The organism is Pseudoalteromonas sp. 11L1, assembly GCF_055397545.1.
This window is the reverse complement of the sequence record NZ_AP041141.1, coordinates 2,118,396-2,134,723: the sequence shown is the minus strand read 5'-3', so window position 1 is coordinate 2,134,723 and position 16,328 is coordinate 2,118,396. Positions and strand designations below refer to the sequence as shown.

Below are 16,328 nucleotides of genomic sequence, written 5' to 3'. Positions count from 1 at the left end.
TCCCTCTACACAATATTATTAATTTTTTCTCGTAGTACAGCGATAGAAAAAGGTTTTACAACGTAAGCATCGCACCCTGCGTCAAAGCCTGCTTGTTGCTCAAGCTCCGACTCAAGTCCAGATATCATAACCACCGGAATGTTTTTTGTCTCTGGCGTGTGTTTAAGTATGCGACACGTATCATAACCATCGAGTCCTGGCATACACACATCAAGCAAAATAATATCGGGCGGATTTGCAATCGCAGATGCTAAACAACTTTTACCAGAATCAGCATAGCTCAAATCAAATGTTGATGCTAACCCTGCTTTGAGTATTTCAAAATTGAAATACTCATCATCAACCACTAACAACTGTCGCGCTTTGTGTTTTATTAATGAGGACATAGGTATGTCATTTCCTTCTCAAGTTAGTCCCTCTGTTAACTTACTTAGCTTAATAGAGAATAAAGAGATTATTCAATTTCTTTTATCGCATTTAACACACGTTTTGCTGAAATTGGATAAGGCGTACCTAAGGTTTGTGCGAATAAGGATACGCGTAATTCTTGCTGCATCCAAAAAATAGCCTCAACATCAGTAGGCAATGGCATTCCTTTAGGTGTTTTATTCGTTAGTTTTTTATATTCTTGCGCTACTTTTTCAAGCTCTAACACACATAATCTATCACGATTTGGGTCAACAGGTAGTTTTTCTAGGCGTTTTTGAATCGCTTTTAAATAACGAATTAAATCGCCGAGTTTGTCTGCCCCATGTTGACTGACAAAGCCTTTAAAAATAAGTGATTCTAGCTGAGACTTAATATCCCCATGAGCGGTGATCATGGTTAAATCTACACGCCCTTTCATTTTTTTATGCAGTGCATGCGCAATACTCAGCACTTGCTCAACCTGTGTAGCAATGGCCACAACGGTATCGCCTAACTCGCCGCGAATATGCTCTTTAACCGTTTCAAATGCCTCACTTGTACGAATGTCACCATATTTAACTAATAGGCTGTCAACGCCTGATGCAATGCAGTCATCAATTAAATCGGCAATTTTACCAAAAGGATTAAAGTACAATCCTAATTTAGCTTTGTTTGGTAGGTTTTGCTGCAGGTATTTAATTGGTGATGGCACGTTTAAAAGTACTAAACGACGTAAACCTTGCTGGTGCGCTAATTGCGCTTTTATTTCGTTATCGAATAGCTCTACTGCGGCCGTTGATTTTTTATCCACTAGTGCTGGGTAGGCTTTAATTTCGTATTGACCTTGCTTTTTCACATACGATGTTGGTAACTCACCAAAATCCCACTGGATTAAATCGGTTTTTTCTATGCCTTTGTCGGCCACTTTAGATAAGGTGTCTGTCACTTTGCCTTGAAGCTGCGCTTTAAGCTTAGCTAAATCGAGCCCACGGGCAAGAAGTTGGTCGTTTTCATCACGTACTTCAAACTGCAATCTTAAATGAGGAGCAAGGGCTGTTAAATCCCACGCCTCAGGGTCGACTCGCACGCCAGTCATGCGCAATAACCGATTACTTAGTGAGTCGATTAACGAGCCTTGTAGAGGCTCTATGGCCGCTAAAACCGCGTCGGCATAATTAGGCGCAGGGACAAAGTTACGGCGAAGTGACTTTGGCAATGACTTGATTAACCCACAAATTAGCTCATGACGAAATGCCGGTATATGCCAATCAAAACCACTTTCTTGAACTTGGTTTAATAGCGCAACCGGTATTTGTACAGCAACACCATCAACTGCTTGGCCTGGATCAAAATGATAAGTAAGCGGCAGCATTAAGTTATCTTGTTGCCATGTATCTGGATAATCAAATTCAGTAATGCTACTTGCACCATGCTGCATGAGCTCTTCTCGCGTCATGTGCAGGTAGTGTTTGTCTTGCTGTTTTTGTGTTTTATACCACTTAATAAACGCAGCACGATTATTAATATCGTTCGGTATTTTTTTCTCGTAAAACTCAAATAAGGTTTGTTCATCAACTAAAATATCGCGCCTACGAGATTTGTTCTCGAGCACTTGAATATCTTCAATTAATTCGCGGTTATATTGTAAAAATCCTTCATTGAGCCCCAGCTCTTGTTCAACCAGCGCTGTGCGAATAAATAACTCACGGCTTACTTTTGGGTCAATATTGCTGTAAACACAGCGGCGCTTATTAACAATTAATAAGCCATACAAAGTTTGTTGCTCAAAGGCAATCACCGCACCGGGCTTTTTCTCCCAATGAGGCTCTGTGTAGCTGCGTTTTACTAAATGCTGAGCGAATGGTTCTACCCAGTTCACATCAATTTTGGCATTAATACGAGCATAGAGTTTACTGGTTTCCACCAACTCAGCCGACATCATCCATTTTGGACTCTTTTTAAATAATCCTGAGCCTGGGAAAATATGAAATTGGCTATTACGCGCACCTTTATATAGCTGCTTTTCGTCTTTAAAACCGATGTGACTGAGCATGCCACTTAAAAGTGCTTTGTGAATAAGCTCGCTGTCTGCAACATTAGTGGTGGCTTTCATTTTCATTTCATTGCACACAGTGCTGATTTGATAAACGATATCTTGCCATTCACGAATACGCATATAGGCTAAAAAGTCTTTTTGACATAACTTTCTAAACTGGCTGTTAGTCAGCTCACTTTGCTGCTCTTCTAAATAATTCCACAGGTTTAAAAAGGCGATAAAGTCAGAATCAGGATCGTCAAAGCGACCATGTTTTTCATTTGCGGCTTGGCGTTTTTCTTGTGGTCGCTCGCGGGGATCTTGAATTGAGAGCGCGGCAACAATAACTATCACCTCACGCAATGCACCCAGTTTATGCGCAGTTAACACCATTTTCGCTAAACGCGGGTCAACCGGCAAACGACTTAGCTCCCGCCCAGATTGTGTTAGGCTGGTTTTTTGATGACGCTTAGCCGCTTTTACTGCTTGTAGCTCTTCAAGCAATGTTAAACCATCATTAATATTTCGGCTATCTGGAGCTTGCACAAAAGGAAATTGCGCCATATCACCCAGCCCAAGGGCTAACATTTGCAAAATAACTGATGCTAAATTAGTACGTAATATTTCAGGGTCAGTAAATTCAGGACGCGATAAAAAGTCATCTTCTGAATATAAACGAATACAAATACCCGCTTCAACACGTCCACAGCGCCCCATTCGCTGATTAGCACTGGCTTGCGAAATAGGCTCTATAGGTAAACGTTGCACTTTTGTGCGATAACTATAACGACTAATTCGCGCTGTACCCGGGTCAATAACATAACGAATACCAGGTACTGTTAGCGATGTTTCAGCGACGTTGGTAGAGAGTATAATATGGCGGCGCGAATGCGGCGCAAAAATACGGTTTTGCTCAGCGTTCGATAGCCTTGAATACAAAGGTAATACATCTGTGTGTTTTAAATTACGCTTGCTTAGTGCATCGGCGGTATCGCGTATTTCTCGCTCACCATTTAAAAAGATCAGTATATCGCCAGGACCTTCGGCGCAAAGTTCATCTACCGCATCAAAAATCCCCTGAAGTTGGTCGCCTTCGGCTTCCATATCTTCTTTTTGAATATCACTAATTGGGTTATAGCGTACATCAACTGGAAACGTTCTTCCTGATACTTCAATAATAGGTGCATCATCAAAATGCTTAGAAAAGCGCTCAGGGTCGATAGTTGCTGAGGTGATAATAACTTTTAAATCGGGGCGTTTTGGGAGTAAATTTTTAAGATAACCTAAAATAAAGTCAATGTTTAAGCTACGTTCATGCGCTTCATCAATAATAATGGTGTCGTATTGATTTAAAAATCGGTCTTGTTGTATTTCAGCTAATAAAATACCGTCTGTCATCAGCTTAATGTAACTGTTATTAGATACCTGGTCGCTAAAACGAATTTTAAAACCGACTTGCTGACCAAGCTCACATTGCATTTCTTCTGCAATACGGTTGGCAACGCTGCGTGCTGCTAAACGCCTTGGTTGGGTATGACCAATATAGCCCTCAACGCCTCGGCCTAGCTCTAAACACATTTTAGGTATTTGTGTGGTTTTGCCTGAGCCAGTTTCACCAGCAATGATCACCACTTGATTATTAGCAATGGCCTCTTTAATGGTGTCTTTTTTTTGACTAACCGGTAATTGCTCAGGATAAGTAACTTTAGGTAGCCCAGCTAAGCGCTGCTCTCGAAGCGTTTGACTACGACTAATATCAGCCGCAATTTTTTCAAGCGCACTGGTAAGTTTTGCCTCGTCGGTGATTTTTTTAACGCCGTGAAGACGTTTTTTAAAACTGAATTGATCTTTTTTTAAGCACGTTTTTAGCTCGCCAAATAACTGACCTAGGTTTACCACCTGCATACCTTATAAAAATTAGTCAAAGAGCCCCGATTGTAGCAAATTAAATGGCTGGGGTTAATCCTGTAAAGAATATAACAATCAGGGGATTATTATATAAACCACCAGCCAGTGACTAATAGTGTTTATTCGTCACTAAAAATACCTACGTAGGTTGCTTGGGTATTCGATTTACTCGCACGATACATGCCTGAAGTATTAAACGGCAGACTAATATTGCCTTTTGTATCAATAATAATAACACCGCCGGTGCCCCCTATCGGTTTAAGCACCTCGTTTATTACTTCATTACCTGCTTGGTCTATGGTTTTACCTTGGTACTTTACTCGCGCACAAATATCACTTGCCACATTATAACGAATAAAATATTCGCCGTGCCCAGTTGCCGAAACCGCACATGAGGCATTTTCAGCAAAAGTACCTGCGCCAATAACCGGTGCATCGCCAATACGACCAAAACGTTTTGCGGTCATTCCGCCAGTTGACGTGCCCGCTGCTAAATTCCCTTGTTTATCCAGTGCCACCGCTCCGACCGTGCCCACTTTATAATTTACTGGTAACGCTTTATGCGCTGCCTGATAATCTTTACTGGTATTTTTGCTCGCCTCGAGTTTCTTTTTGGCTTTTAATAAAGCCTCATAACGATGCTCAGTATCAAATATATTGTTCTCTACTAGGCTAATGCCTTGCTCTTTGGCAAACTCTTCTGCACCTTGACCACTTAACATCACATGCACTGATTTTTCCATTACTAACCGGGCAAGTTTAATTGGACTTTCGATATGTTTAATACCTGACACAGCGCCTGCTTGACGATTGCGACCATCCATTATAGAGGCATCTAATTCGTGACTACCATCATAGGTATATACCGCACCACGCCCAGCATTAAAATAAGGCGATTGTTCAAGTACTTCAATGGCAGTAGTCACTGCATCAAGGCTTTCTCCGCCTTGTTCAAGTACCTTATATCCGGCCTCAACAGCTTCTGCTAATTTATTGCGATAAGCTTGCTCTTGATCTGCCGTAAATTTACTTTTTTCAATCGTGCCTGCACCGCCATGAATCGCAATGGCAAACGGCGTATTTGTGTTTTCACTCAATGCCTGCGTGCTCAACCCCATTAAACTTGTTGCAATGAGCCCTAATAATAGTGATTTTTTCATTGTGTGTTCTTTTATAAATACAGGATTAAAACCAATGTGAATGGTTATGAAGCGTTTTTCAAGTGAACTGAGTTTAATGGCACAAAAAAAGCGCCCTAAGGCGCTTTTTTAATTTCGTTTAAAGTTACGCTTGTTGCGCTTTTAAACGTGCTAAACGTGCTACTTGGTGTGTAGACGTTAAGAAAGAATAGATTGGTGCTAAATAACCGCGCTTACGAAGCTCAAGAAAGTCTGCATCGCTTAGCTCATTTAGTTTCTTCTCATCGATAAGGTAAATACCGTTGATGTCTTTTTTCTCACCTTTAATATCAACTGTTAACGTTTGTGCTACCAGTAGTTCTTTATCAGCAAGGAATTTAGTGAAAGCATCAGTTACTTGAGAAAACTCAATGAACGATACTAACGCTTCTTTACGACGCTTAAGGTAATCAGTTTCTTCACCGTTTTCGAATAATGCATTACCCTCTTCTTCACCAACTAATGAGCTCGCTTCGTCAATTACGATACCAAATTGATCTTGCTCTGGGTGCTTTACTAAACCTAATGGGTAACGCGTTGTTGCCATAGGCGCAAATGATGCTGTCCATTTGTCGCCATCAATAAATAAATTTTCGCCTGGCTCTAGGCCAAACATTGCAACCGCTTGAAAAGTACCTGTTTCGTTATTTTTAACAAAAGACATTGGGAATTCATTGGCGATACGCGCAAACTCATGTGCAACCACTGGCACTAAGTGTTGAGTTTTCATAAATTCGATGTTGATGCCATTTTTAATTTTAGTGTTGGCATGTTTTTCGTTGTGTAAAGGCTGTACTTGTTGCTCCGCCATGTTACTGCTCCGTTATTTATTAATTTGATTTATTACTGTTAGTGGCCTAAGGCTAATGGTTTTGGTGACAAAAAGGAAGTGAAAATTTTGTGTCATTTTGTACGTTAATAATTAACAAAAACATTATCGCTTATTATTTCAACAAATAACCAATAAACGCCACTGAAGAAGAAATTCGTAAACACAATTAGCTCAAAAAGCGCTCTTTGACAACGCTGTCTTCGGTGGTATATTAATTTTGTGCCTAAATAAAAAGTTCTCAATTAAATAAGCCCATCAAAAATAGACATTAAATAATGAAAAATTTAACTGTAAACCCAAACTTAATAATTAAAAAGTTGATGATCCCAGGCACTAAACTATCAGCCTTCGTTGTAGATGATTTTCTTTTAGATACCAATAGTGTAATGAATTTTGCCCATAACATAGCCTATTTTAATCCTATGTTTTCAGACAATTCTTTCTATCCTGGCATTCGCGACAATATGCCACAACCCTACTTAAGGGTTTTACATGCGTTTTTTCAAAATGAAATACTGCCTAAAATAGACAATAAAAATTATCGAGAGTCTATTCTTCATAAAAGTTTACTTTCATTAGTTTCATGCAAACCTGCAAATTTAATTGTTGACCAAAAAGTACCGCATATTGATTCATGTGATGAAAGAGATTACGCATTTGTACATTACTTATCGCCAGAGGAGCTTGGTGGAACAAGTATTTATAAGTATATACCTCAAAACATTATTGAATTTAAACAACAGCACAAACCGCTGCTCGCAGATATAGTTAATGATGTTAAAAAAGCCCCTAATGAGCATCAAGGCTATTTATCTGGCAGCACAAGTTTATTTGAACAGGTTTTTAAAGTTGATGCTAAATTTAACCGCCTTGTTATTTACCAAGGTAACTTATTACACAGTGCCAATATTTATTCTGAACAAAGCTGCTTAGCGGATGCTAAAAAAGGCCGTCTTTCGATAGCCTCTTTCGCAAGTGTACGATGATCTTTGTGAATATAGCGCTTAAACCTTTCACAAATCATTAGATTGACTGCAGTCCATATTGTTTAATTTTATCTAAAAGCGCTCTGTGATTGGGTAGCTTATTTATTAAGTATTGATCTATCTCAGCTCGTTGTTGTAAACGTACTAAACAGTGTTCATGTTCTGCACTGGTACAAGGCGGTGCCTTAGTGTTGAAATGCATTCCATAAAGTACAAATAAAAAGTTTTCTAAGTAAAACACTTCAAACTGGCTGAAAAAGTCATCTCTAACCGGAATGAACTCTTCCCACAAACTAAGCTTTTCTTTTAGTGACTCAGAGGTAGTGTCATCATTTTTATTGGCCACCCAAAAAGCTGAATCTGTTCTATCTGAAATACAGTAGTGCAATTTAATAAAATCAATAGTACGTTCCCACGCATACCCCATAGCGTGATTAAACCGCGTTTCTAACTGTTCAAGCTGCTTTGTTGATGATGGAAAACGTAGGGTTAAAAACTTCGCTGAAAAGTCAGTTAATAAAATGGAGGTTGCCTCTAATGGCTCTAAAAACCCTTGCGCTAAGCCAAGTGCGACACAGTTTTTATGCCAAAACTTTTTACGATAACCAACTCTCATGGGGATTTTTCGATAGCTAAGGTCTTGCTTACTTGCCCCTAGATAACGGTCCAGTTTTTCATGTGCTTGTTCGTCGGTCATGTGGTTATTCGAATAAACAAAACCCACTCCCCGCCTATTTGTAAGCGCAATGTCCCATATCCAGCCAGCTTGATGGGCGGTAGCAAGCGTATAAGGTGGAATATCCTCGTCTTCTTTTGTAGGCACTTGCACAACTAGAGCGCTATTTATCAGTAAGCTATCAGACACATCAACAAAAGGAACTTTTAAAGCTTTATCTATCAGTAAAGATTCAAACCCCGAACAATCAATATAAAAGTCAAATTCAAGCTCACCTTCGCTGTCAGTCATTAACGCTGCTATTGTGCCATCATTAGCAAGCTTTACTTGAGTTACATTGGTATGTACGTGAGACACCGAAAACTTATCTTTTGCATTACACGCTAGCAGTTGCGCAAATTTCCCTGCATTAAAATGATACGCATAAGCCAACTCGCCCTCATATTGGGCATTAGTGATATTTTTAGGGGCTAAACCAGCCTCACAAATAGCGTGCTGAGAAGATAGGAACTGCGCATGACTTTTTGTTGTTTGCTTATCGTTTAACCAATGTTGAGTTAAATGTTTAGTATCGTAGGGGTTTGGCACATCAAATAAATGATGAAAAAAATTACCTTCTCCATGCTTTTTTTTATCCATCCAGTTAACAAATTTTATCGACTGCTTAAACGTCGCATCACATTGGCGAATAAATTCATCTTCACGAATACCAAAAGTTTTTAGCGTGTTTCTTATGTCGGGTACTGTGCCTTCGCCTACTCCAATTGGCGGTATATCGGGTGACTCAATTAAAGTCACTGAAACACCTTTGCGCTTCAGCAGCTCTTTGCCAATATGGTTTGCAGCTAGCCAACCAGCTGTTCCACCACCTAAAATTGCCACTTTTTTTATATCCATAAATCACCAATGATGTTTAATCACATAAAAAAGCCCAGCAATGCTGGGCCTAGATTACTTTTTAACTCAGCATATTAGAAACGCATTGTTACACCAAGTTTATAACGTGCTTCACCTTCAAAGCTCCATACAGGGAAGTCATTCAGTAGATCAGGGTTTGGTAATGATGTTGATGCATCATTATTACCAAGCTGAATACTGTCTTCCTCTGTTAGGTTAATACCTTCGAAAGTAACGTCTAAGTAGTCGGTTACAGAGTACGTTGCACTGAAATCTAGCTGTCCGTAGTCTTGATGTTCACGGTTACCATACCAACCAGGTGCTTCACGAATAATAAACTCTGAACGCCAGTTATATGCTAAACGCGCAGAGAAATCATCATTTTCATAAAAACCAACTACGTTATAGCTATTTTTCGATGAATCAGAGAATACGCCTACACGATCTGGGTAATTTTCTGCTGGCGCTTCTGCATCTGAATAGGTGTAGTTAAATGAATAACCAAAGCCGTTATCAAACGAATCTTGAATTTGGAACTCAATACCTTCAATTGAACCACCTGTGCCGTTGGTAGAAGAGCTCACAGTCCAACAGTCATATTGCTGCGCGCCACATGGTGGTTCGCCTGCATCTGGGTTAGTTGTATAAACTGGGATATCAATACCAATTTGTTGATTGGTTTGTTGTTGTGTAGAGATAAACGAACTAACTTCTTTAGTAAAGTAAGTGACGCTTAACATCGCATCGTCATCAAAATACCATTCAACACCAATGTCAGCTTGGAATGCTTTAAACGGGCTTAAACCAACGTTACCAGTATTTAAAACTTCGTTTAAAGGGCGATTATCCGTATAGCCAGCTAGGTTACGCGTTGCAAATAAGTCAGCGTAATTAGGACGAGAAATAACTTGTGCTGCCGAGGTACGTAAAATTACGTTATCAGCTAAGTCCATAACGACGTTTAAGCTTGGCAAGAATTCACTGTAATCTGCTTTATCTGTAGATAAGGTAGAATCGTAAACACCTTCATCGCTTAAGTCATAGTAATCTGAAGAAATATCAGTTGAGATGTAACGCACACCTAAATTACCGCGAATGCCACCTGCGTCAAAATCAGCCATCGCATAGATTGCTAAATTTTCTTCTTCAATGGTGCCATAGCCTTGTGGACGTGCAGTATAACCTTCAGTCATTGCTAATGAATCAGCAATCATTAGATCCATATCAGGTTCAGGTATAACAAAACCACCGCCGGCAGTCACTGTACCAGGGTAGTATGCTGTTGCATTTCGCTTTGGCACTAAATCTGGGTTTACAATAGCAGCATTGCTATCTTGGACAACTTTATGATCGGCGTATCTTAAACCAGTTTTAATTGCAGTAACCACGCCCAGATCAAGTGGAATTTCGAAGTCTAAGTTTAAGTAGCTTTCTTCATCTGAATCAGGGTTATATTCAGGCGCCCATGTTTGCGGACTGATGGTATCAGGTAAAATGCTCGCATCGTAAGATTGGTTTGCTAAATTAAATTTAGTCACATCACCAGTCATATCCATAGAGCCATTTAGATCACTATTGTTATTAGTAAACATACCATAGTTTGCAGTTGTTACGTCACTGTCAGCACTGGTTTTACCTACGCGACCTTTAAATGTGAATGACTCTGCATCATATTGCCAGTCAAAATCAACCGTATCAGACTTCATGCTTGCTTTACGCGCCCATGTTTGGAAAAAAGCAGTGCCATTTCCGTCAATTGTGCGAAAGACACAATTACCTGAAGCATTAGTTTGCTCACATGAGCCGTCGCCTGGGAAGATAATTATTTGCGAGTTAGCATTATTTGCATCTAGCTCTAAGCTAGTGTAAGTCAGGCCTAATACAAGCGAATCTGATGGCTGGTATTGCATGGCAACATTATAAGCTGTACGTTCACGTGCTTGTTGGAATGTTGTTGGTGCCATACCGCCACTCCAACCACCTGATGATTCAATACCGTTACGTTGGTAATCTACTTCTGATAAAGAACCCGCCGCTAAAATACCAAATGTTTCATTATTATTTTTCCAGCTGTATAAGCCAGAAAGTTCAGGATCTGTCTCTTCAGAAACTGTACCATAATCAGCTTTTACACTTGCAAATACAGTGTTTGCATCTAAATCTAGAGGTTTACGTGTTTTAACAATAACGGTACCACCAATACCACCTTCAACTAGATTAGCCTGTGACGACTTATAAACTTCTAAGCCGCCGACTAATTCTGACGGTAATAATGAGTAGTTAAAACTGCGGTCTACGGCTTGTTGGTCAAACCAACTTGTTGACGAAACTGTATGACCATCAAGCAATGTACGTGTAAGTTGTGCTGAAGCACCACGTATCGATACTTGCTGACCCTGTCCAAATTGACGAGATACACTTACACCAGAAATACGACCAAGAGATTCACCTACATCGCCATCAGGAAACTTACCAACATCTTCCGCTGTTACAACATCAACAACAGCATTAGAAAAACGTTTTCCGTTTAAGTTTTCTTTATTTGAAGCGCGTATACCGCGTACTTCAATGACTTCAACATCATTTTGAACTTTAACTTTATCGGCTGCGAATGCAGCACCAGTAAACCCAGCTCCCACAACTAAGCCGATATTTACTGCTAATAAGCTTTTTTTAAAATTTTTAGCTAACACAGGATTCCCCTCGAATCATTTTATTGGTTTTGTTTATCATTTTGCCTAACCGCCATGACAGCGCTGTCATAGTAGTAACAAACCATACATGCTAAATTACAATTTTGCTACATTTTTCCGCTCTTTTTGTATGAAATTTAACTTAATTATTATTAAGCCATTGATTTTAAACTGATTAATTATTTCATAAAAAAGCAGAGTTCGCCCAAGAATTACTCTCTATACTAGGTATGTAAATAATGACGTGTTTATACTTAATGTATTTAAAATAAGAGAGATTGCGAATAGCAGATGAGATTAATGGCTTATATAACTCCGCGCCGAACCAAAATTAACCTACTGTTTTTATTGATAAATATAAGTTTAATTAGTGACTTTTAAAAATATAAGAGCATTAAAAAGATACTTAGATTAAGGAGGATTTTAAACTTCAAATTTTTACAGCACTTTGTTATTGATTGATTAACGACTAAAACATGTCGCAATAAAAAAGGCCTGTAGCAAAAGCGACTGACCTTTCATTAAACCATCAATTAACGTGGTTTTAAAGCACCTAGTTTAGACTGAATTAAGGTGCCCAATACACTTCAATGTTGATCTCAGGATGATTTAGTACTGCACGTAACGGCATATCATTCACATCGCCACCCGCTAAAGCTTGTTTATACACAGCCAGCTTTTCATCGCCACTAATGAGTAATTTAACTACTTTAGATTGTGAAATTGCATTTAGCGTTAAGCTCATGCGCTCGGTAATACTCCCTGTTACATCACTCTCAATTGCGTTAATGGCGCACACAAGTCGGTTTGAATCTAAGCCGTTTTCCAGCCCTTGAGCATGTGGAAATAGCGAAGCAGTATGCCCATCAGGGCCCATCCCTAAAATAGTAACATCAAACGGGCGCTTTAATGCTTGAAACTGCGCTTCACACGAATCAACACCTTGCTCTGCAGTGGCTGCTGCATTTTTCATGCTAATAAAATTAGCCGCTGCCCCATGGTTTTGTAGCAAAGTACGCTTAATGAATGCTTCATTACTCTTTTCGTGACTTGCCTCAACCCAACGTTCATCAACCATAGCAACATCAACATGAGCCCAGTTTAAATCAAGGGTTGATAAATGCTTGTACGCAGGTTCAGGTGAAGATCCGCCTGAAACCATTAGCACTGCACGGCCATCAGCTTCAACCCCATTACGTAAGGCCTGCTCTAATGACTGAGATAATTCATCAGTTAAAGCGGCTTTATCGTCAAAAAACTTTTCTACTATTTTTGCCATTACTTATGCCTTATCACCGGTGTTAAACCAAACATGGTTATTCTCTGCTAATAAATCATCAGCGTCTTCAGGACCCCAACTACCCGCTCGGTACAATGAAGGTTTACCCTTTTCTTGCCAACGTTCAATAATTGGATCAATCCACTTCCAAGCTTGGCGTACTTCGTCGCGGTGAATAAATAACGAAGGATTATTAGCGGCTGCATCAAGCATTAAACGTTTATAAGCATCTGAATGGAAACCGTTACTATACGCTTGTGACAATTCAATATTCATCGTTACAGGTTCAAGTTGCATATCCAAGTTATCAAGACGCTTTGACATCAGCGTTAACTGAATGCTTTCTTGTGGCTGCAAGCGAATAATCAAACGGTTTGGTTCAATATTGCCTACGCTGTCTTCATAAACGTTATGTGATACTTTTTTATATTGCACTACAATTTCAGCGCAGCGCTTCGCCATGCGTTTACCAGTTCGCAGATAAAAAGGAACGCCCGCCCAACGCCAGTTATCAATATGCGCACGAATAGCAACGAAAGTTTCGGTTTTACTCGCCCCTTCGTTTAGCTCTTCAAGGTAACCTGGGACTATTTTACCGTTTAAATCACCGGGTACGTACTGACCACGAATAATATTATTATCAACATCTGTATCTTCAAGTGGACGTAATGCTTCTAATACTTTTAATTTTTCATTACGGATGCTGTTAGCGTTTAACTTATGCGGTGACTCCATAGCCACTAAACAAAGTAGTTGTAACAAGTGGTTTTGCACCATGTCACGCAAGGCACCCGCTTTGTCATAAAAACCAGCACGGCTTTCAAGTCCTACTGTTTCTGACAAGCTAATTTGAATATTATCAATCGATTTAGCATCCCACATGTTCTCAAATAATGAATTTGAAAAACGCAGAGCCATTAAGTTTTGAACCGTTTCTTTACCTAAGTAGTGGTCAATACGGAAAATTTGTTCTTCGTTAAAATACTGTGCAATTTTCGCATTAATCACTTCGGCTGACTCACCGCAGTAACCAATTGGTTTTTCGACTACAACGCGCGAGTTGGCAGTAATTAGCTTTTTAGTTGATAATATTTCACAACAGGTACCATAAACAGCAGGTGGAAGAGATAAGTAAAATACTCGCGATTTATCGCTGTCGTCTTCATCTAGAATTTTTTTCAGTACATCCCAGTTATCATCAGCTTCGGTAACATTGCTCACTACGGGTACTAAAAAGTCTGAAAACGATTTCCAATCTTTGGCGTTATATTCGCCTTCACTTAAAAATTCTTGTAACGCTTTGTGTGCTGTATCGATGTATTCATCGCATTTACTTTGTTCGCGCACGGTAGGCAAAATACGTGAGCCTTGCGGTAAGTTACCTTCTTGATATGCTCGATACATTGCAGGAAGTAATTTGCGTAACGCAAGATCACCACCGCCCCCAAAAATTATAATATCAAAAGGATTAAGCATAGTTACTCTCTACGTTTATGCTACCTGCCACTACCGTATTGGTAATCAGTTATAGCGGTTTATTATCTGGATAATGTAGGCCTCAGCACAAAGCCTACTAATGTTGTTCGTATATGCGCGATTAAAAATGGGTCTAGGGACACTGTAATTCCTCTCACAAAAATACAGGCCCTAGGACTCCAGCGCTACCCGTTCAAAGGTATTTGGTTACTTATTGTGTAATAAGTGAATATGTTACTGCGTACGGTATTGTTTGTAGTACGCCATTAAGCCTTGTGTTGAGCTGTCGTGCTCATTAACCACGTTATCATCGGTTAATTCAGCTTCAATTTTGGATGCTAAGCCTTTACCAAGTTCTACGCCCCACTGATCAAATGAGCATATTTGTAAAATAATACCGTGACAAAAAATCTTGTGCTCATACAGTGCAATTAATCGACCGACCGCTTTTGCATCAATCGTGTCTAATAATATAGACGTTGTTGGGCGGTTTCCTTGGTGAATTTTATGCTTTAGCAGCATTTCAATTTGTGCAGGCGTTTTGCCTTTGGCTGTTAAATCAGCCGTTATCTGCTGTGCATCGACCCCGTTCATTAGTGCTTCGGTTTGTGCAAAAAAGTTCGATAATAAAATATCGTGATGCTTATCTACGTTAACCTGAGGCTTTACAGAGCCAATAAAGTCCGCAGGGACAATTACATTGCCTTGGTGCAAACATTGATAAAACGCATGCTGACCGTTTATCCCTGTCATACCCCAAATGATTGGCACGGTAGTGTATGGCACTGTCTGTCCATCAAAGGTTACATGTTTACCATTACTTTCCATTTCACCTTGTTGCAAATATGCTGGCAACATATGCAGGGCTTGGTCGTATGGCAAAATAGCTTGCGAATCAAACCCTAAAAAGCTGGTATTCCAAACACTGAGTAGCGCCATAATTAAAGGAATATTCTGTTCTAGCGGCGCCGATTTAAAGTGCTCATCAACTTCAAACGCTCCCTCTAAAATGGCCTCAAATGCTTCAAACCCAGCATAAAGTGCAATAGGTAAACCAATGGCACTCCAAAGTGAAAAACGACCGCCAACCCAATCCCACATTGTAAATACGTTTTCGTCACTAATACCAAATGCAGCAGTTTTTTCTAAATTAGTGCTTACTGCAACAAAATGCTTTGCTATAGCGCTGTCATCCTTTGCACTGTCTAAAAACCAATCAACCGCTGTTTTTGAGTTAGTCATGGTTTCTGAGGTAGTAAATGTCTTTGACGAAATTACAAATAACGTGGTTTCAGGATCTACTTTATCTAATACTGACGCAATTTGTACGCCATCTGCGTTTGAAACATAGTGAACGTTTAATGGCTTATCAACCACTGCTTTAAGTGCTTCAGTTGCCGTTTGCGGCCCTAAGTTTGAACCACCAACACCAATGCTAACCACATCTTTTACCGCTTTTCCGGTGTAACCTAGCCATTGACCACTTCGCACTTTTTCAACAAAGGTCTTAATTTTGGCAAGTTCGCTATCGACCGCTTCTGTAATATTTTCGCCGTCAACAATAAGCGGTGTATGAGCGCGATTTCTGAGCGCAGTATGTAAAACCGCACGGTCTTCGGTGATATTAATTTTTTCACCGATAAACATTTTTTCACGCCAGGCTTCAATGTTGCATTCTTTCGCTAATGAAATTAATTGACCAAATACGTTTTCATCTATGCGTTGTTTTGAGTAATCAAACAACACACCTGGAATTTGAGTAGAGAATTGAGAAAAACGAGAATCGTCTTGTGCAAATAAAGTTTTCAGATGTGTTTGTGTCATCTTTTGTGCACTATTTTCTAGTGCTTGCCAACTTACTAACTCAGAACGGCTCGCCATGTAAATATCCCCTAATTAATTAATCTATTGATTTTAAGCGTTTTATTTTATTTTTTACGACACTAAACAAGCGAATTTT

The 16,328-nt window shown here is 39.6% G+C and carries 10 protein-coding genes; 1 reads left to right on the top strand and 9 read right to left on the bottom strand.

Going from position 1 to position 16,328, the window contains the following annotated elements:
- Nucleotides 1-5: 5 nt before the first annotated feature.
- The 4 genes from ACZ5WS_RS10070 to ACZ5WS_RS10055 all read right to left on the bottom strand — a co-directional run bounded on the left by ACZ5WS_RS10070 (nt 6) and on the right by ACZ5WS_RS10055 (nt 6,340).
- On the bottom strand, nt 6-386 hold the full coding sequence (locus ACZ5WS_RS10070; protein WP_335674634.1) for a response regulator: 381 nt from the start codon (nt 384-386) through the stop codon (nt 6-8).
- A 68-nt stretch (nt 387-454) separates the two neighbouring features.
- Nucleotides 455-4,342 carry an ATP-dependent RNA helicase HrpA gene (hrpA, locus tag ACZ5WS_RS10065; protein WP_464708296.1) on the bottom strand — a complete coding sequence of 1,296 codons (3,888 nt, stop codon included), beginning with the start codon at nt 4,340-4,342 and terminating at the stop codon, nt 455-457.
- Between the two features lie 128 nt (nt 4,343-4,470).
- On the bottom strand, nt 4,471-5,511 hold the full coding sequence (locus ACZ5WS_RS10060) for an isoaspartyl peptidase/L-asparaginase family protein (RefSeq protein WP_464708293.1): 1,041 nt from the start codon (nt 5,509-5,511) through the stop codon (nt 4,471-4,473).
- A 124-nt stretch (nt 5,512-5,635) separates the two neighbouring features.
- Nucleotides 5,636-6,340: a SapC family protein gene (locus ACZ5WS_RS10055; protein ID WP_010388497.1), complete on the bottom strand. Its 705-nt coding sequence runs from the start codon at nt 6,338-6,340 to the stop codon at nt 5,636-5,638.
- A 296-nt stretch (nt 6,341-6,636) separates the two neighbouring features.
- Here ACZ5WS_RS10055 and ACZ5WS_RS10050 point away from each other — a divergent pair, with 296 nt between their 5' ends.
- Nucleotides 6,637-7,347: a DUF6445 family protein gene (locus ACZ5WS_RS10050; protein ID WP_464708289.1), complete on the top strand. Its 711-nt coding sequence runs from the start codon at nt 6,637-6,639 to the stop codon at nt 7,345-7,347.
- A gap of 37 nt (nt 7,348-7,384) precedes the next feature.
- Here the strand turns inward: ACZ5WS_RS10050 and ACZ5WS_RS10045 are convergent, their stop codons facing one another.
- From ACZ5WS_RS10045 to pgi, 5 genes are all read right to left on the bottom strand, one after another.
- Nucleotides 7,385-8,920, bottom strand: a complete 1,536-nt coding sequence (locus ACZ5WS_RS10045) for a tryptophan halogenase family protein (RefSeq protein WP_464708286.1) — start codon at nt 8,918-8,920, stop codon at nt 7,385-7,387.
- Between the two features lie 74 nt (nt 8,921-8,994).
- A complete protein-coding gene (locus tag ACZ5WS_RS10040; protein ID WP_464708284.1) occupies nt 8,995-11,613 on the bottom strand; it encodes a TonB-dependent receptor in 2,619 nt (872 codons plus the stop codon).
- Nucleotides 11,614-12,181: 568 nt separating this feature from the next.
- Nucleotides 12,182-12,892 carry a 6-phosphogluconolactonase gene (gene pgl, locus ACZ5WS_RS10035; RefSeq protein ID WP_464708282.1) on the bottom strand — a complete coding sequence of 237 codons (711 nt, stop codon included), beginning with the start codon at nt 12,890-12,892 and terminating at the stop codon, nt 12,182-12,184.
- A 3-nt stretch (nt 12,893-12,895) separates the two neighbouring features.
- On the bottom strand, nt 12,896-14,368 hold the full coding sequence (zwf, locus tag ACZ5WS_RS10030) for a glucose-6-phosphate dehydrogenase (RefSeq protein ID WP_178956255.1): 1,473 nt from the start codon (nt 14,366-14,368) through the stop codon (nt 12,896-12,898).
- A gap of 234 nt (nt 14,369-14,602) precedes the next feature.
- Nucleotides 14,603-16,249 carry a glucose-6-phosphate isomerase gene (pgi, locus tag ACZ5WS_RS10025; protein ID WP_464708277.1) on the bottom strand — a complete coding sequence of 549 codons (1,647 nt, stop codon included), beginning with the start codon at nt 16,247-16,249 and terminating at the stop codon, nt 14,603-14,605.
- Between the last annotated feature and the right edge of the window lie 79 nt (nt 16,250-16,328).